Genomic DNA, 17,263 nt, shown 5'->3' with positions numbered 1-17,263 from the left:
GGGTTATTTGCGCTTCCGGCGCCGGGCGCCGGGGCGGGCGGGCTGCCCGGGGCGACCCGCGGCGGCTCCCGACTTGCCGGCGGCTCCGGCAGCGGATGCCGCACCCGAGCCGGTCTTCCCCGCTGCGGCCACCGCGGCAGCGGCCTGGATCTCGAGAGCAGAGGTCGCCGGGGCGAGCGGGCGCCGGGGGATCGGGCGCGGGCGCACCGGCTCGCCGCGACGGTCCTGGCCCGGGATCGGGCGGGACCTGCGGCCGTAGATGAGTTCGGAGGAGTCGAGCAGCCAGGGCACGAGCGCGATCGTGACACCGTGCACGAGCATCAGTTTCTGGCGGAGGCGCCGGGCCTTGTGGTTGTGCAGCAGGTTCTCCCACCAGTGCCCGACGATGTAGATCGGGGTGTAGATGGTGACGACCTCGGAGCCGTGCGCGGCGCGGCGCTCCTTGATGTAGCTGATCAACGGCCAGCTGATGTCCCGGTACGGCGACTCGACGATGCGCAGCGGCACCTGGATGTTCTGCCGGACCCAGTCGCGCTGCAGCTGTTTGGTCTCTTCTTCGTCGATCGAGATGTGCACGGCCTCGATGCCCTCGTGCCGGGCGGCGATCGCGTAGTCGAGCGCCTTGAGCACGGGCTTCTGCATCTTGCCGACGAGCACGATCGCGTGGTCACCGGTGGAGCCGAAGGTCGTGTCAGGGTCGACTTCGATCTCCTTGGCGACGTCCCGGTAGTAGCGGTTCACGCCGAGCATCAGGGTGAACAGCACCGGCATCATCACGAAGACGAGCCACGCGCCGTGGGTGAACTTGGTGATCGTCACGACGATGAGCACCACGCCGGTCAGGGCTGCACCGAAGCCGTTGATCGAGAGGCTCGTGATGATCGAGGCGCGGTTCGGCGGGTTCGTCTTGAGCAGGGTGAGCCAGTGCTTGACCATGCCGGTCTGGCCGAGGGTGAACGACACGAAGACGCCGATGATGTACAGCTGGATCAGGACCGTCAGGTTGGCCTGGAAGACGATCAGGATCAGGCAGGCGAAGAGGGCGAGGAGCACGACGCCGTTCGAGTAGATCAGCCGGTCGCCGCGGGTGCTGAGCGACTTCGGTGCGTAGGAGTCCTTCGCGAGCACCGAGCCGAGCAGCGGAAAGCCGTTGAATGCCGTGTTCGCAGCGAGCAGCAGCACGGCGGCGGTCGCGGCCTGCAGCACGAAGAACATGATCGAGTTGTTGCCGAAGGTCGCCGCGGCGATCTGGGCGATCAGGCTCCGCTGCGGCGACGTGGCGCACTCGGCCCAGCCGATCAGGTCGCAGGGGTTCTCCGCGTAGTGCACTTTCGCGATCAGCGCGAGGGTCGTGAGGCCGATGAACATCACGATCGCGATGCCGCCCATCAGCACGAGGGTGCGCTGGGCGTTCTTGACCTTCGGGTGTTTGAAGGCCGGAACGCCGTTGGCGATCGCTTCGACGCCGGTCAGGGCGGAGCATCCGCTCGCGAAGGAGCGCAACAGCAGCAGGATGAACGCCGACTGGGCAAGGTTCTCGGCGTGCACGCCGAAGCTCGCGGACTCGGCGACGGGCGCATCACCGAAGATGACCCGCACGAGGCCGACGACGACCATCAGGATCACGCTCGCGATGAACAGGTAGGTCGGGAAGGCGAAGGCCTTGCTCGACTCGCGCACGCCGCGCAGGTTGACGGCGGCGAGCATCACGACGAAGAAGACGGCGAGCTCGACCCGGAAGTTCACGAGTTGCGGCACGGCCGAGATGATGTTGTCAACGCCGCTCGCGACCGAGACGACGACGGTCATCACGTAGTCGACGAGCAGGGCGGATGCGACGAGCAGGCCCGCGCGTTCGCCGAGGTTCTTGGAGGCGACCTCGTAGTCCCCGCCACCGGAGGGGTACGCCTTGATCAGCTGGCGGTAGGACGCGACGACGACGACAAGCAGGAGCACGACGCAGGCCGCCACCCAGGGGGCGAAGCTCAGGAAGGCGAGCCCGCCGAGGGTCAGGATCATCAGCAGTTCCTGCGGGGCGTACGCGACGCTCGACAGCGGGTCGCTCGCAAAGATCGGCAGGGCGAGGTGTTTGGGCAGCAGCTGACCCTCGAGATGCTCGGTCGAGAGTGGTTCGCCGATGATCCACCGCTTCGCGGAGCGAGTTTCTGGCGCTTGGGAGCCGTCTGGTGTCACGAGGGATGACACTACTCCGTTGGACACGACTGTCAAACTTCCGGGAATAGGGCGAGCCCCACGCGAGTTGGGGTACCCCCGCACCCCGCACTCCGCACCTCACCGCCGTCCGCGAAAGCGGGTGAATCGTCGGTGTGCCGCAGCGAAAACGGCGATTCACCCGCTTTCGCGGGTCAGGGGGACTGTGCCGCGTCGATCACCCGCCAGAGCGAGGTTCGCAGGGCGGTGAGCTCGTCCAGTGTCATGCCGAGGCTGTCGATGATGCGCGGCGGGATCGTGAGGGCGTCCTCGCGGAGTGCTCGACCGGCATCCGTCAGCGTGATGTCGAGCACGCGTACGTCGCGCGCATTGCGACTGCGGCCGACCAGGCCGGCGGCCTCGAGGCGCTTCAGCAGCGGGGAGAGGGTCGCGGGTTCGAGGCGCAGCTCGGCGCTGAGGTCGGAGACCGAACGCGGGCTGCGTTCCCAGAGGGCGAGAAGCACGAGGTACTGCGGATGCGTGAGGCCGTACGGCTCGAGGATCGGCCGGTACACCGAGATCACACTGCGGGACGCGATCGCGAGGGCGAAGCAGACCTGGTCCTCGAGGCGGAGCAGGTCGGGCGCGGACGCGGGCACTGTCGCGGAACCGGTCGTGCCCGGGAAATCGTCTGTCATCGGTTTGTCCCGCGCCTCTGCTGTTCCCCGTCGCGGCCGTCTCGACGGAATTGATTAGTGTACTAATCGTAATTAATTAGTACACTAACCATTATGACACGCGCACCGAGACGAGGAACCGGCGAACCGGGCGATTCTGACGACAGGCCGTCGGGCGAACACGGCCTCGCGGGCGCCGTGTCCTGGCTGAATCGCACGCTGCTGCCCTGGATCGGGCCGCCGCCGCTCGGCCCGTACACGACGGAGACGACCGAGCAGAAGCAGGCGGAGCGCGCCGAGGCGACCTGCCCCCTCTGTGGCGAGCTGATGAGCCGGCACGAGATCGACCGCTCGGGCGAACGCACTCAGATCCACCACCCCGCCCCCGCAGCCCCCTGATCCCGCACGCCGCCCCCCCGACGCATCCCCGGAAAAGTGCACTCTCGCGGACGGGCGAGGCGCGGGTCAGCGGGGCAGGGCGTCCAGGATGGCGGCGCGCACCTCGGCGAGGCGGGCGCGCAGGTCCGAGACGGTCGCGGCGGGCACCCGGGCGTGCACGGCCTCCTTGCGCAGGTCCGCGCGGAGCTGCTGGCGGAATTCGTTCAGCACGAGGTCGGCCTCGCGCAGCGCGCGATTGGACTCGAGGCGACGGTCGGTCGAGGTTCCCGAGGTGGTCCCGGCCGCCGCAGGCTGGCCCTCTGCGCCCGTCGACCCCGCGCTCACGCCGTCGGTGGAATCCGCGCCCGCCGAACCCGAACCCGGAGGCGTGCCTGCGGAACCGGAACCCGCGGGATCCGCCGGGCCGGCCGTACCCGGAAACGTGGAGCCTGAACCGGCACCCGTACCCGTGTCCGGAACGGCGGAACCGGTGGTGGGAGTCGAACCCCCACGTGCTCGGCCGCCCGCTCCGAAGCCCGCGTCATCCCTGGCCCGCCTGGCGGCAGCTGCGAGATCGGTGCGCAGGCTCGTCATCGCCGCGGCGACCCCGGACCGCACCTCGTCCGCGAGCCGGCGCACCGAGTCGGTGACCTCGTCCTCGAGTGCGTCGAGGTCGCCCCCGCGCGCAAGGAGCTCTTCGCGTCCGGCGTCGGTGATCTCGTAGACGGTCTTGCGGCCGTCCGTCGACTTTGTGACGAGGCCCTCCTCCTCGAGCTTGGCCAGTCGTGGATAGATCGTGCCGGCGCTCGGGATATAGGTGCCGCCGAACCGGTCGCTGAGTGCCTGGATCAGCTCGTAACCGTGCCGCGGCTGCTCGGCGAGCAGGCTCAGCAGGTAGAGCCGCAGGCTGCCGTGGGCGAAGACGGGAGTCATGCCGAGGCCCCCGTTGCGGTGTTCGCCGGGGCCTCGCCCGGCGCTTCGAACCCGGCGGCTGCGCTCGGGGCGCTCGCCGGGGCCTCCGCCGCCGCGGCCGGACGCCGGACGATCGAGATGTCACCGGAGACGGAGTTCGCGTGCAGTTCGAGCCAGCTGCCCGCGAGCACGCCCGTACTCGACTCGTAGCCCTTTCCGAGGGTGCCCTTGACGGTCTGGTCGTCGAGCTGGAGGACCCCCGAGATGGTGTTGAGGTGGTACTTGATCGGGAGGCCGGCCTCGACGCGTGCGGTGAGGTTGCCGCTCACGGTGTTCGTGTTGACGGTGTCCGGCGAGGCCTCGAGGTCGAGGAACACGTTGCTCGCGACGCCGTCGACGCTGAACCGGCGGATGCTGCCGCTCGCGGTGACATCGCCGGAAACGGTGTGCGTGGTGATGTCGCCGGAGTGGTTGCTGACCGAGATCTCGCCGTTGATCGCGTTGACTTCGATGTCGCCCGTGACGCCGTCGACGACGAGGTCACCGGAGACGGTGTTGAGCTTGAGGTCGCTGCGGAGGCCCGTGATGAGCGCGCCGGCCGAGACCACGCCGAGCTTGAGGGCGACGTCGCGCGGGACGGTGATGCTCACGTCCGCCCGGGCGCTGCCGCGGAAGGAGGCGAAGACCTCGATGAAGTTGTCCCAGCGCAGCTGCGGGTGGTCCACCTCGAGGGTGTCCCCGTCGAGGGAGATGCGGAGGTCCTTGCCGCTGACGCTGTGCACCTCGACGCGGGTGAACGGTTCGTCGTGGCCGATGATGTCGACCTTGCCGCCGATCAGCCCGACCTTGAGCCGGTTGACGAGTTCGACGTCGATCACCCGGGTCTGCCCGGGGGCGACCAGCCATTTTTCGAGTGCCATTGTGTGCTCCTTCTGTGGGCATCCGCTGCGGACGCCGGAAACTTTTTCGCGCTATATCGCGTCTGGTGTAATTCACGATATATCGCGTTGCGGCGGTGCGCAACCCCCGTGTGGGCGCGCGCGCGGGCGGGTGCACGTCAGTAGAGGAAGATCGGCAGCCAGGCCGGGGTGTGCGCATGCACGATCACGAGGAAGACGACGAGGTCGAAGAGCAGGTGCACGACGATGACGTAGCCGAGTGACCTGGTCAGCGCGAAGGTGAAGCCCTGCAGGAGCGCGAAGGGGAAGGTGATCAGGGGGCCCCAGCTGCGGTAGCCGAGTTCCCAGAGGAACGAGGTGAAGATCACCGCCTGGAGCAGGTTCGCGAGCCAGTCCGGGAAGTGCCGGCGCAGCAGCGCGAACACGGTGCAGATGAAGAAGAGCTCGTCCCAGATCCCGACGAAGCCGACACCGACGAAAAGCCGCCCGATCTCGTCCGGCGCGGTGACGGTCGGCCAGTTGTGAAAGGCGCCGGAGCGGATGAAATAAGTCGGCAGAATCGCATAACCGAGCGCGATCACGACGACCAGGTACCCGAGCGCTGCGGATGTCCAGGGTCGCCCGGTGCGGATCGGGAACCGGATCGCCCGCTCGCGGTAGAGGTGGCGCGAGACCAGGTACGGCAGGAGCACCGCGAGCGTGAGCACCGCCCCCATCAGCGCCATGTTCGGGTAGTCGATGTTGGCGGCGAGGGAAATGGTGCTGATCAGCAGGAGGCCGAGGGCGACGAGCGCGAGGTCCCGGGCGAGCGGACGGTCGATGACGACGGCCGCCGCGAGGGCGATTCCGAGCAGCAGATAGCCGGCGGGGATCGAGACCGGCGTGTGCACTCCGAAGAGCAGCACCGCTGACGCCGAGACCAGGGACGCGGGCACGAGGCGGAGCGCCAGGCGCGCGCGGGGCCGCGCGGCGGCATCCGTCGCCTCGGTCATGTCGTGCATGCCACATGGTACCGAACTCGATTCGATCCCCCGGGTTGACCTTGACGCAACGTCAAGAATTATTGTGGTGAACACAACGGACGGGGAGTGGACATGGACTGGTCGATCCAGGAAATCGCGCGGCTCGCGTCGACGACGAGCCGCACCCTGCGGCACTACGGCGATCTCGGGCTGCTCCCGCCGAGCCGGATCGGTGCCAACGGGTACCGCTACTACGACGCGGCGGCGCTCGTGCGGCTCCAGCGCATCCTGATGCTGCGCGCGCTCGGGCTCGGGCTGCCCGGCATTCGCGAGGTGCTCGACCACGAGACGGATGCCGCCCGCGCCCTCGGCGCGCACCTCGCCTGGCTGCGCGGCGAGCGTGACCGCCTCGATCGCCAGATCGGCTCGGTCGAGCACACCATCACCACCCTGAACAGGAAGGAACAACTCATGGCAGAGAACATGTTCGACGGATTCGATCACACCGAACACAAGGAGGAGGTCGAGCGACGCTGGGGAGCCGCGGCCTGGGCGAGCGGCGACGCCTGGTGGCGCGGGATGAGCGCCGCGGAGAAGACGGCGTGGCAGCAGCGGCAGGAGCGGCTCCTCGCGGACTGGCGTGCGGCGGCCTCAGCCTCCGGAGCCTCCGGCGGCCTCGACCCGGCGGGAGCCGAGGCCCAGGCGCTCGCGCAGCGGCAGTTCGACTGGTTGCGGGCCATCCCGGGCACCCACGGCGGCGGTCCGGGCGGCACAGGCCCCTCGAAGGAGTACCTCGCGGGCCTCGGCGAGATGTATGTCGCCGACGGGCGCTTCGCCGCGAACTACGGCGGCCCGCCCGGGGCGGCCTTCGTCCGCGCGGCCCTCCTGGCCTACGCCGACCGCAACCTCTAGCGCGCGTCGGCCAGGGTCGAAGCGGGCGAGGGCGTCCGAGGCGCCGGGAGCGGCAGCGCGAGGCGGGGGATGGTCCACTGGCAGAGCGGACCGACGAGCGCCGCGAACAGCACTGTGCCGATGCCGACATTGCCGCCGAGCACCCAGCCGAGTGCGAGCACGGTGCCCTCGATGCCGGTGCGCACGATCCAGATCGGCCAGCCGGTGCGCCGGTGCAGGCCGGTCATCAGGCCGTCGCGGGGTCCGGGACCGAGGTGCGCCCCGATGTAGAGGCCGGTCGCGACGGCGAGCAGCAGCACGCCTGCCGCGAAGAGCAGCGCGCGCAGCCACAGGTCGAGGCCCGCGGGCACCAGCCAGAGGCCGACATCCACCGACGGGCCGACGAGGAGCGCGTTGATCACGGTGCCCACGCCCGGCTTCTGGCGCAGCGGGATCCAGAACAGCAGCACGACGCCGCTCAGGATGACGGTCAGCAGGCCGAACCCGAGGTGGGTGTGGCCGTCGATGCCCTGGGTGAGCACGTCCCAGGGCGCGACGCCGATCGCGCCGCGCACCATCAGCGCGATCGCGATGCCGTACAGGAAGAGGCCAATAAGCAACTGAATGAGGCGACGGGTCATGGAAACCAATCCAATTGCACGAGTGGACTGTTATCAAGTAGCCAATCTGTCTAGAGTGGCCTCATGTCGGACACCCAGCTCAGCGCCCGTGCCCTCGAGTCGAAGCTCGGCGAGTGGCGCACCGGCGGGAGCGCCTACCGGGGGCTCGCCGATCGCATCCGCCTGCTCGCCCTCGACGGCCGCCTGACCGCCGGCACCCGCCTGCCCGCCGAACGCGAGTTGGGCGTGCGCCTCGGGCTGAGCCGCACGACCGTGACGGCCGCCTACCGCGAGCTGCGCGCCGCGGGGCTGCTCTCGAGCGTGCGCGGCTCCGGCAGCGTGGTGCGGCTGCCGGGCTCCGGCGCAGGCTCCGGCGCGGCGGCCGGTCCGGGCTCAGGGAGCGCATCCGGCGACACCGGTGTCCTCGATCTCAGCAAGGCGACGATGTCGGCCCTCGGCGGGCTGGCGGATGTCGCCGCGCGGGCAGCAGAGGACCTCTCGCGCCACCTGAATGGTCCGGGCTTCGATCCGGTCGGCATCCCGGAGTTGCGCGCGGCGATCGCCGAACGCTACCGGGTGCGTGGGCTTCCGACCGACCCGGACCAGATCATGGTGACGATCGGCGCCCAGCACGCGATCTCGCTGCTCGCCCGGGTGCTCGTCAGCCGCGGCGACCGGGTGCTGATCGAACAGCCGAGCTACCCGCACGCGGTTGAGGCGCTCAGCGCGGCCGGGGCGCGGCTCGTGCCGGTGAGCGTGACGGCGCGTGGGGGCAACGGCTCGTCCGGCTGGGACGAGCCCGCTCTGCTCCAGGCCCTCCGTGGCAGCAATCCCGTGCTCGGCTACCTGATGCCCGACTTCCACAATCCGACAGGGCAGACCATGCCCGCCGAGCAGCGGACCCGCGTCATCGAGGCCGCCGCCCGGCAGGGCACGGTCCTCATCGCGGACGAGACCATGGGCGAGCTGAGCATCGACCGGCCCGACGATTTCATGCCGTTCGCGGCATACACGCAGGGCGAGCCGGGAAATGCGGGAATGAACGGCCAGGGACGAGGATCTGGCGCCGGCGTCCGCGCCACGGTCGTCACGGTCGGCTCGGTGGGCAAGACCATCTGGGGCGGCCTGCGCATCGGCTGGATCCGGGCGGAGCCCGCGCTGATCCGCCGGCTGGTTGTCGCGCTCACGGCACTGGACATGGGCACGCCGATCCTCGAGCAACTCATCGTCACCCGGATGCTCCCGGAGATGCCGGCGATTCTCGAGCGTCGCAGCCGCGAGCTCCGGGCCGGGCGCGACCACCTCGAGGCGCTCCTCTCCGCGCGCTTCCCCAAGTGGACCGTGCCGCACGTCGACGGCGGCCTCACGGCGTGGGTCAACCTCGGGCGACCGGTGAGCTCCCAGCTCGCGCTCGCCGCGCGCAACCACGGCCTGCTCGTGCCGGCCGGTCCCCGCTTCGGCGTCGACGGCGCCTTCGAGCGATTCCTGCGGGTCCCGTTCTGCCACGGCGTGTTCGAGATGGAACGCGCTGTGGACGCACTGGGCCTGGCCTGGGGGACGCTGCTGCGGCATCCGCTGCCCGACACCGGGTACCTCGCCGACGTCGTCTGACTGCGAGGTGCCCCAACGCGCCGAACCGGGGGGGCGAAACGCGACACGGGCGTCACGCGGCGATGCGATACTGAGCCATGCATTTTCTCGCCGTGCTGAGCATGAAGAACAGGGCCCTGATCGCCCTGATCACGATCGTCGCCGCCATCTTCGGCAGCCTCGCCCTCACGAGCCTCAAGCAGGAACTCATCCCCTCCCTGCAGCTGCCGCAGTTGCTCGTCTCCACGAGCTACCCCGGCGCCTCGCCCGAGGTCGTCAACGACGACGTCTCGACCCCGATCGAGACCGCGATCCAGGGCATCGCGGGCCTCGAATCCACCTCGACGACGAGCAGCACGAACTCCTCACTCGTCAGCGCCACGTTCACGTACGGCACCGACCTCGTCAAGGCCGAATCCCGCATCAGCCAGGCGATCAACCGCATCAAGACCCGGCTGCCCGACAACCTCGACCCGCAGGTGATCAGCGGCAGCATCGACGACTTCCCGGTCATCTCCCTCGCGGTCGCCGGCGGTGACCAGGCCACCCTCGCCGACGACCTCAAGCGCAGCGTGCTCGGCGACATCCGCGACGTGTCCGGGGTGCGCGAGGCCGCGCTCGTCGGCGACGTCGGCCGCCGGGTCACCATCACAGCGGATGCCGCGGCCCTGGCCGCCCGTGGCCTCAGCACGCAGGCCATCCGTTCGGCGTTGCAGCAGAACGGCGCGCTCATTCCCGCCGGCTCGCTCACCGAGGGCGACAAGACCCTGTCGGTCCAGGCCGGCGGCAGGCTGACCTCGGCCGCGGACATCGCCGCCCTGCCGCTCCTCGCAACCGGCGCCGGCACCGCCCCTGGCGCCGATCCGGGCACTGCCCCCGCCGCCCCGCCCACGATCGGCGACGCCGCCACCGTCGTGCTCGGCGAGAACCCCATCGCGAGCATCTCCCGCGTCAACGGCCAGCCGGCCCTCACGATCGCGGTCACGAAGGTGCCCGCCGCCAACACGGTCGACGTGTCCACGGCCGTCCGCGCGATCCTGCCGAAGCTCCAGGATGCCGTCCCCGGCACGACGTTCACGGTCGTCTTCGACCAGGCGCCCTTCATTCAGGAGTCGATCAACGCGCTCACCCAGGAGGGCATCCTCGGGCTGGTCTTCGCCGTGCTCGTGATCCTCGTCTTCCTGCTCTCGGTGCGCGCCACGCTCGTCACGGCGATCTCGATCCCGACCTCCGTGCTGATCACCTTCATCGGCCTGCAGGGCGTCGGCTACTCGCTCAATATCCTCACCCTCGGTGCCCTCACGATCGCGATCGGCCGTGTCGTCGACGACTCGATCGTCGTGATCGAGAACATCAAGCGCCACCTCGTGCCCGGGGTGGACCGTTCCGAGACCATCGTCGCGGCCGTGCGCGAGGTCGCCGGCGCGATCACCGCGTCGACGATCACGACCGTCACGGTCTTCCTGCCGATCGCCTTCGTCGGCGGGTCCACCGGCGAACTCTTCCGCCCCTTCGCCCTCACCGTCACGATCGCGCTGCTCGCCTCCCTGCTCGTCTCGCTCACGATCGTGCCCGTGCTCGCCTACTGGTTCCTGCGCGCCCCGAGCCCCAAGCCCGCCAATCCCGCCAAGGCGCCGAAGCCCGGCAAGACACCGAAGTCCGCCAAGCCGGGCACGACCCCCGAGACCGCCCCCGTCCTCGTGACAACGGATGCCGCCGCTTTCGCGGCCGCCGACCCGACCGGCCCCGTCACGCTCGCGTCCGAGTCCGCGCCAGGGACGACCGTCGCCGACCCCGACCCCGACCCCGACCCCGACCCCGGCGTCGCCCCCGCCGCCGCGCCGGTTTCGGCGGAATCGGACCGCGACCGCGCCGTTTTCGGCAGCCCGCTCCCAGAACCGCAGGCGCGGGCTGCCGAAACCGCCGCGCCGGTGGACCACCTTGGCGAATTCGCACCTGAGGCACCGACCCCCGCGGCGGCGACCCCGGCGACCCCGGCGGCCCCGACGGCCACCACGTCCCGGCGCACCCGGCGCGCAGCATCCGCCCCGGCCCCCGCGATCGCAGAGGAGCCGAGCCGGCTGCAGGCCGGATACCTGCCGATCATCCGCTGGACGCTCCGGCACGCCGTCGCCACCCTGCTGCTCTCCGTGCTCGTGCTCAGCGGAACGGTCGCGATCATCCCGTTCATGAAGGTCAACTTTCTCGGGTCGACCGGTCAGACCACGTTCCGGGTCGCCCAGGCCCTCCCGGTCGGCACGAGCCTCGCCGCCCAGGACACCGCCGCGACGACGGTCGAAACGGCCCTGCGCGGCACGCCGGGCGTGAAGATCGTCCAGGTGTCGATCGGCGGCGGCAGCGCCCTCGCCGCGTTCGCCGGGGGAGCGCCGACCACGAGCACCGTGACCTACTCGATCACGACAGACGGCGTGGCCAAGCCCGACGCCGTGCAGGACGCCGTCCGCGGCAAGCTCACCGCACTCACTGATGCCGGCGACTTCTCGGTCACGGCCGGCGGCGGCTTCGGCGGCACCTCGGACATCGCCGTCGACATCACCGCGGCCAACGGCGCCGACCTGCAGACAGCAAGCGACAGCATCCTCGCCGCCGTGAAGAAGCTCGACGCGATCAAGGAGAGCTCGAGCAACCTCGCCGCATCCCGACCCTACCTCGCCGTGACGATCGACCGCACGAGGGCCGCCGCCGCCGGACTGAGCGAGCTCGCCCTCGGCACCCTCGTCTCCCAGGCGATGCAGCCGAGCGTCGTCGGGTCGATCGTGATCAACGAGGCGAACCTGTCCGTGTATCTCACCGGGGCCAGCTCGCCGGAAACGACGGCCGAGCTCGCCGCCCTGCCGATCCCGACCCTCGCCGGGCCGGTCGCGCTCAGCACCCTCGCGACCGTCGAACAGGTCGACGGCCCGGCCACCCTCACCACGACGAAGGGCCTGCGCACCGCGACGGTCTCGGCGACGCCGAACAACAACGACCTCGGCACCGCCAACGCCCAGATGGCGACCGTGCTCGCCGACACGACCCTGCCGACCGGCGCGACCGCGACCCTCGGCGGTGTCACGAAGGACCAGACCGACGCGTTCCAGCAGCTCGGCATCGCGCTGCTCGCCGCGATCCTGATCGTGTACATCGTGATGGTCGCGACGTTCCGGTCGCTGCTGCAGCCGTTGCTGCTGCTCGTGTCCATCCCGTTCGCGGCGACGGGGGCCATCGCGCTGCAGGTGATCACCGGCATCCCCCTCGGAGTGCCCTCGCTGATCGGCGTGCTGATGCTGATCGGGATCGTGGTGACGAACGCGATCGTTCTGATCGACCTCGTCAACCAGTACCGGCGGCGGGGGCTCGACGTGCGCGAGGCGCTCGTCAACGGGGCCTCCCGGCGGCTGCGCCCGATCCTGATGACCGCGCTCGCCACGATCTTCGCCCTGCTGCCGATGGCGGTCGGCCTGACCGGCACCGGCGGGTTCATCTCGCAGCCGCTTGCCCTGGTCGTGATCGGCGGCCTGGTCTCCTCGACCCTGCTCACCCTCATCGTGCTTCCGGTGCTGTACTTCCTCGTCGAGGGCGGCCGGGAGCGCCGGGCTGTCCATCGCGAGGAGAAGAATGCAGCGCGCGCCGCCGCGGCGGCCGATGCGGGGACGAACCTCGGGTAAACGCGGGGTTAAACTGGGTGAAGCGGGGTAGGCAGCAGCCTCTGGCCCGGCACACCGGTCACACCGTCGCGGCCTCCAACTCGCGAGAGGCACTTCATGACCGGGCGTTCCCTGCTCTCCGACCCGTACCGCAACAAGGGCACCGCGTTCACCCGGGCCGAGCGGATGCGCGGCGGCATCACCGGGCAGCTCCCGCACGTCGTGCAGACCATCGAGCAGCAATCGGGCCACCTCTACCGGCGGTTCCTGGCCCGGCCTAACGACCTCGAGAAGCGCCTGTTCCTGATGGACGTCTGCGCGCGCAACCGCCGGCTGTTCTACTACGCGATGTCCCGGCACCTCGTCGAATTCCTGCCGATCGTGTACGCGCCGACCGTCGCCCAGGCGATCCAGCAGTACAGCGACTGCTACGCGGGCAGCGACGTCGCCTACATCTCCGCACTCGATCCCGAGAGCATCGGGGAGGCGCTCCAGATCTACGCCAACGGCCGGGACATCCGCCTGATCGTCGCGACCGACGGCGAGGGCATCCTCGGCATCGGCGACTGGGGCGTCAACGGGGCGGAGATCCTCACGGGCAAGGTCGCCGTGTACACCGCGGCAGCCGGCATCGACCCCGCCCAGATCCTGCCGGTGTTCATCGACGTCGGTACCGACAATGCCGGGCTGCTCGCCGACCCGCGGTACCTCGGGAACCGGTTTCCGCGCATCCGCGGCGCCGATTATGACCGGTTCATCGACGACTTCGTGCAGACGGCCCTCGGGCTGTTCCCTGGCGCGCTGCTGCACTGGGAGGACTTCGGCCGCGCGACGGCGGCGCCGATCCTCGAGCGGTATCGCGACAGCATCTGCACCCTCAACGACGACATCCAGGGCACCGGCGTCACGATCCTCGCCGCCCTGAACACGAGCATGCTGATCTCCGGGTTGACCCTGGGCGACCAGCGCGTGTTGATCTTCGGCGCGGGGACCGCCGGGATCGGCATCGCCGACCAGATCGTCGACGAGCTCGTCGTCACAGGGGGGCAGTCCCTCGCCGAGGCCGAGGCCCGGATCTACCTGATGGACCGGCAGGGGCTCATCGTCGACAGCCTGCCCGACCTCACCGCCGGCCAGCGCCGATACGCCCGGTCAGCACGGGAACTGGCCGGCGATGCGTTCGCGCCCGCGCTCGCCGACCCGCGCTCGCTGCAGGGCGTTATCGCCGCCGTGCACCCGACCGCGCTCATCGGCACCTCGACCCAGTTCGGCGCCTTCACCGAGGCTGCCGTGCGTGAGATGTCCGCCCACGTCGAACGCCCGCTGATCTGCCCGATCTCCAACCCGGCCGAGCTCGCCGAGGCGACCGCGGCCGACGTGATCACCTGGACGGCCGGCGCCGCCCTCGTGAGCACCGGCTGCCCGTCTGCCTCCGTGCGGTTCGACGGGGTCGACTACGAGATCGGCCAGGGCAACAACGCCCTGATGTATCCGGGGATCTGCTTCGGAGCGATCGTCGCCCGGGCGACCGTGCTGAACCGGGCCATGCTCCTCGCCGCCGCGCACGCGATCGCCGGCATGGTCGACGTGACCCGGCCGGGCGCGGCCGTGCTGCCCTCGTTCCGCGACCTGCCAGAGGTGTCGCGCCGCGTCGCCGTCGCCGTGGTCACCCGGGCGGTGCGCGATGGCGTGAACGGCGTCGCCATCGCCGACCCCGAGGCCGCGGTCGCCGCCGCGACCTGGCGCCCCGGCTACTAGACGATCCGCTCCGTCGCGCCCGGCCTCGCCGGCTGTACGCTTCGCCGCGCCCGGCCTTTCCGACCGTCCGCCGGCCTCCACCGGCATGCCCCGGGGCTAACTCAGGAGATTCGCCTCGGCGACGGCACGCATCCGCGCGTTTCCGGGCCGTTGCTTCGAGCTGACGCGAATTCTTCCTGAGTTAGCCCCACGCTGCTCGGATGAGGGCGGGTGCGGCGCTTGAGGCGTGGTGCCCGGGAACACACTGGCTAGGCTCGAAGGATGGCCACCCCCGATTTCATCCTCGAACTGCGCAAAAGCATCGGACACGCCCCGCTCTGGCTCATCGGCGTCACCGCGGTCGTCGTGCGCGGCGACGAAGCGCTCCTCGTTCGCCGCGCCGACAACGGCAACTGGTCGAACGTCGCCGGCGTCGTCGACCCCGGCGAAGAGCCCGCGGATGCCGCGGCCCGCGAGATCCTCGAGGAGTCCGGCATCGTCGCCGAGGTCGACACTCTCGTCGGTGTCTTCGCCCGCGAGCCCCTCCAATACGCCAACGGCGATCACGCCCAGTATCTCGACGTGCTCTTCCGCTGCCGGTGGGTGAGCGGCGAGCCGCACCCGGCCGACGGCGAGAATACGGCGGCCGCCTGGTGGCCGCTCGACGCGCTCCCGCCCCTGCCGGGCACTCACGACGAGCGGCTTCAGCTCGCCGTCACCCAGTCCGGGCCCGCGCACTTCCGCCGCCGCGACACCCAGGCCGACACCCAGGCCTAGCGCCGGTCGAGGCACACCCGAACAGGGGCATCCGCTCGACCTGACACGGCGGGGACACCCCTGCTATCGTGCTGTTCGAAACGAGCGGGACCCTCGCCCGGCATCCGTCGGAGCCGACGTCCCGCATGAGAGGGGCACACCCATGAAGGCATCGGCAGAACTCGGCGGCAACCTCCAGTCCGTCCTCGTCGACCTGATCGAACTCCACGTTCAGGGCAAGCAGGCGCACTGGAGTGTCGTCGGCCACAACTTCCGCGACCTGCACCTGCAGCTCGACGAGATCATCGACGATGCACGCATCTTCTCCGACGAGCTGGCCGAGCGGATGCGCGCACTCGACGCCCTCCCCGACGGACGCACCGAGACGGTCGCCAAGGACACCCACCTGCCGAAGTTCCCGGCGGGCGAGGTCGACACAGCGGAAACCGTCGTCATGATCACGGAACGTCTCGACGCGACGGTGAAGAACATCCGCAAGGTGCACGACGCCGTCGACGAAGAGGACCCGACGAGCGCCGATATCCTGCACGGCTTCATCGAGAAGCTCGAGCAGTACGCCTGGATGGTCAGCGCCGAGAACCGCCTGCCGCGCAAGGCGACCGCCAAGTCGCCGACCCGTCCCTCCGGCCGGGCCCTCACAGACATCGCGGACTGAGCCACTGGCCGCACCGGCACGCTCGGATCCGGACGCGGGTGCGGCGGCGAAGGCGAAACGACGAACACAGCGGAACTGGGGATGCGGCGAAGTGGACTCGGCGAGAGGAGGACGCCGAAACAGTGCACGCGGGTCAAGAATGACAAGCGAAGGAAGGCGAGGCCGCAGATGAACCAGCGAAACTTCGACAGTGAGAGTGCCCCGGTCTGGCTCGGTGCGCCCGGTGATCGCGAGGCGAGTGAGCAACTCCGCGTGGTCGCCGACGAGGCCTCGCTCGTGACCGGCGACACCGGGCGGGCGCTCCGCCTCGCAACGCACCTCGGTTCCCGTCTTCCGGACATCGGGGAGGGCAATACCCTGCACCTCTTCGAGACGCTCGCGACGGTCTCAGCGGCCGACCCGTCGGCGGCGCGCGTCACCGACGGTCATCTCGCCGCCCTCTCGATCCTGGGCCAGGCATCCGTCGAACCGGGACACCTGCCCGGCGGCGACGCGGACCGGACCCGCAGCTGGGGTGTCTTCGCGGCCGAAGCGCGCGGCACCCGCCTCGACGCGACCGAGTCGGAGCAGGGCTGGCGACTCGACGGGCTCAAGCCGTGGTGCTCGCTCGCGACCTCGCTGAGCAATGCCCTCGTCACGGCGCACACCTCGAGTAATGCGCTGCGGCTCTTCGCGGTCGACCTCGCCGAGCCGGGCATCACCGTGCTCGAGGACACCTGGGTCGGCAGGGGACTGCCCTCGATCACGAGCGGTCCCGTTGACTTCCGCGGCGTGCCCGCGGTCGCGATCCGCAAAGACGACTGGTACTTTGACCGGCCGGGCTCCGCCTGGGGCGGGATCGGCGTCGCCGCCTGCTGGTTCGGCGGCGCGGTCGGGATCGCCCGTCGGGTGTTCCGCGGCGCGCAGGACTGGCCGGCGGACCAGATCGCACGTGCGCACCTTGGCGCGATCGACGTGACCCTGAGCGCGTGCGGCGGCGCCCTCGCGGCAGCGGCAGCGTCGATCGACGACGGCACCGCGACCGGCCAGGCCGGGGCACTCCTCGCGGCGCGGGTGCGGGGTCTCGTCGCGCGTTCGGTCGAGGAAGTCATTGCCCGGGCCGGGCATGCGCTCGGCCCGTGGCCGCTCGCCTTCGAGGCCCGTCACTCGCAGCGGGTCGCCGACCTCGAGCTCTATGTGCGCCAACACCACGCCGAACGCGACGAGGCCGCGCTCGGCGCCCTGCTCCTCGACGGCGGTCCGGTTCCCGGCGGCGGTCCCTCGCCCTGGTGAGCGGGGCGTTTCAATCGGCACAGCAGCCCACCACGACAGGGATCCCACCCCGGTGGACGCACAGGGGTCCGATATGTCAGGATTCCGCCGTGACC

The 17,263-nt window shown here is 70.2% G+C and carries 13 protein-coding genes and 1 pseudogene; 8 read left to right on the top strand and 6 right to left on the bottom strand.

All coding sequences use genetic code 11. The annotated features are described in order from the left end of the window. Nucleotides 1-3: 3 nt before the first annotated feature. Nucleotides 4-2,193: an APC family permease gene (locus tag RCH22_RS15325; protein WP_327015541.1), complete on the bottom strand. Its 2,190-nt coding sequence runs from the start codon at nt 2,191-2,193 to the stop codon at nt 4-6. Between the two features lie 173 nt (nt 2,194-2,366). Next, nucleotides 2,367-2,849: a MarR family transcriptional regulator gene (locus RCH22_RS15320; RefSeq protein ID WP_327014565.1), complete on the bottom strand. Its 483-nt coding sequence runs from the start codon at nt 2,847-2,849 to the stop codon at nt 2,367-2,369. A 93-nt stretch (nt 2,850-2,942) separates the two neighbouring features. Here RCH22_RS15320 and RCH22_RS15315 point away from each other — a divergent pair, with 93 nt between their 5' ends. Next, nucleotides 2,943-3,227, top strand: coding sequence for a hypothetical protein (locus tag RCH22_RS15315; RefSeq protein ID WP_327014564.1), 285 nt, complete (start codon nt 2,943-2,945; stop codon nt 3,225-3,227). 525 nt (nt 3,228-3,752) lie between these two features. Here the strand turns inward: RCH22_RS15315 and RCH22_RS15310 are convergent. From RCH22_RS15310 to RCH22_RS15300, 3 genes and pseudogenes are all read right to left on the bottom strand, one after another. Further along, nucleotides 3,753-4,139, bottom strand: a pseudogene (locus RCH22_RS15310) (PadR family transcriptional regulator); the annotation flags it as partial. Next, on the bottom strand, nt 4,136-5,038 hold the full coding sequence (locus RCH22_RS15305; protein ID WP_327014563.1) for a hypothetical protein: 903 nt from the start codon (nt 5,036-5,038) through the stop codon (nt 4,136-4,138). The gene RCH22_RS15305 and the pseudogene RCH22_RS15310, both read right to left, overlap by 4 nt. A 137-nt stretch (nt 5,039-5,175) precedes the next feature. After that, the gene (locus RCH22_RS15300) at nt 5,176-6,009 is read right to left on the bottom strand and encodes a CPBP family intramembrane glutamic endopeptidase (protein WP_327015540.1); all 834 of its coding nucleotides are present in this window, start codon (nt 6,007-6,009) and stop codon (nt 5,176-5,178) included. 102 nt (nt 6,010-6,111) lie between these two features. On the opposite strand from RCH22_RS15300, the gene RCH22_RS15295 reads away from it, so the two are divergent. Beyond that, nucleotides 6,112-6,891: a MerR family transcriptional regulator gene (locus RCH22_RS15295; RefSeq protein WP_327014562.1), complete on the top strand. Its 780-nt coding sequence runs from the start codon at nt 6,112-6,114 to the stop codon at nt 6,889-6,891. Here the strand turns inward: RCH22_RS15295 and RCH22_RS15290 are convergent. Next, a complete protein-coding gene (locus RCH22_RS15290) occupies nt 6,888-7,511 on the bottom strand; it encodes a YitT family protein (protein WP_134446245.1) in 624 nt (207 codons plus the stop codon). The two genes, RCH22_RS15295 and RCH22_RS15290, sit on opposite strands and share 4 nt — an antisense overlap. A 63-nt stretch (nt 7,512-7,574) precedes the next feature. Between RCH22_RS15290 and RCH22_RS15285 the strand changes: the two genes are divergently transcribed. From RCH22_RS15285 to RCH22_RS15260, 6 genes are all read left to right on the top strand, one after another. After that, entirely contained in the window at nt 7,575-9,101 is a 1,527-nt protein-coding gene (locus tag RCH22_RS15285) for a PLP-dependent aminotransferase family protein (protein WP_327014561.1), read from the top strand. Between the two features lie 77 nt (nt 9,102-9,178). Then, nucleotides 9,179-12,748 carry an efflux RND transporter permease subunit gene (locus RCH22_RS15280; protein WP_327014560.1) on the top strand — a complete coding sequence of 1,190 codons (3,570 nt, stop codon included), beginning with the start codon at nt 9,179-9,181 and terminating at the stop codon, nt 12,746-12,748. 96 nt (nt 12,749-12,844) lie between these two features. After that, the gene (locus RCH22_RS15275; protein WP_327014559.1) at nt 12,845-14,485 is read left to right on the top strand and encodes an NAD-dependent malic enzyme; all 1,641 of its coding nucleotides are present in this window, start codon (nt 12,845-12,847) and stop codon (nt 14,483-14,485) included. 261 nt (nt 14,486-14,746) lie between these two features. Continuing rightward, nucleotides 14,747-15,241 carry an NUDIX domain-containing protein gene (locus RCH22_RS15270; protein WP_327014558.1) on the top strand — a complete coding sequence of 165 codons (495 nt, stop codon included), beginning with the start codon at nt 14,747-14,749 and terminating at the stop codon, nt 15,239-15,241. Nucleotides 15,242-15,383: 142 nt separating this feature from the next. Then, nucleotides 15,384-15,896 carry a DNA starvation/stationary phase protection protein gene (locus RCH22_RS15265; RefSeq protein ID WP_327014557.1) on the top strand — a complete coding sequence of 171 codons (513 nt, stop codon included), beginning with the start codon at nt 15,384-15,386 and terminating at the stop codon, nt 15,894-15,896. A gap of 168 nt (nt 15,897-16,064) precedes the next feature. Then, complete coding sequence (locus tag RCH22_RS15260) at nt 16,065-17,168, top strand: acyl-CoA dehydrogenase (RefSeq protein WP_327014556.1); 1,104 nt, start codon at nt 16,065-16,067, stop codon at nt 17,166-17,168. Nucleotides 17,169-17,263 lie beyond the last annotated feature (95 nt).

Origin of the sequence: Cryobacterium sp. GrIS_2_6 (assembly GCF_035984545.1) — a bacterium.
GTDB lineage: Bacteria > Actinomycetota > Actinomycetes > Actinomycetales > Microbacteriaceae > Cryobacterium.
This window is presented reverse-complemented; position numbering and strand designations above follow the sequence as displayed.

Excerpts from the sequence above, each read along its gene's own strand:
- RCH22_RS15265 (WP_327014557.1), top strand. The coding sequence starts at position 15,384 with ATGAAGGCATCGGCAGAACTCGGCGGCAACCTCCAGTCCGTCCTCGTC.
- RCH22_RS15275 (WP_327014559.1), top strand. The coding sequence starts at position 12,845 with ATGACCGGGCGTTCCCTGCTCTCCGACCCGTACCGCAACAAGGGCACC.
- RCH22_RS15320 (WP_327014565.1), bottom strand. The coding sequence starts at position 2,849 with ATGACAGACGATTTCCCGGGCACGACCGGTTCCGCGACAGTGCCCGCG.
- RCH22_RS15260 (WP_327014556.1), top strand. The coding sequence starts at position 16,065 with ATGAACCAGCGAAACTTCGACAGTGAGAGTGCCCCGGTCTGGCTCGGT.
- RCH22_RS15285 (WP_327014561.1), top strand. The coding sequence starts at position 7,575 with ATGTCGGACACCCAGCTCAGCGCCCGTGCCCTCGAGTCGAAGCTCGGC.
- RCH22_RS15305 (WP_327014563.1), bottom strand. The coding sequence starts at position 5,038 with ATGGCACTCGAAAAATGGCTGGTCGCCCCCGGGCAGACCCGGGTGATC.
- RCH22_RS15280 (WP_327014560.1), top strand. The coding sequence starts at position 9,179 with ATGCATTTTCTCGCCGTGCTGAGCATGAAGAACAGGGCCCTGATCGCC.
- RCH22_RS15300 (WP_327015540.1), bottom strand. The coding sequence starts at position 6,009 with ATGACCGAGGCGACGGATGCCGCCGCGCGGCCCCGCGCGCGCCTGGCG.
- RCH22_RS15270 (WP_327014558.1), top strand. The coding sequence starts at position 14,747 with ATGGCCACCCCCGATTTCATCCTCGAACTGCGCAAAAGCATCGGACAC.
- RCH22_RS15315 (WP_327014564.1), top strand. The coding sequence starts at position 2,943 with ATGACACGCGCACCGAGACGAGGAACCGGCGAACCGGGCGATTCTGAC.
- RCH22_RS15290 (WP_134446245.1), bottom strand. The coding sequence starts at position 7,511 with ATGACCCGTCGCCTCATTCAGTTGCTTATTGGCCTCTTCCTGTACGGC.
- RCH22_RS15295 (WP_327014562.1), top strand. The coding sequence starts at position 6,112 with ATGGACTGGTCGATCCAGGAAATCGCGCGGCTCGCGTCGACGACGAGC.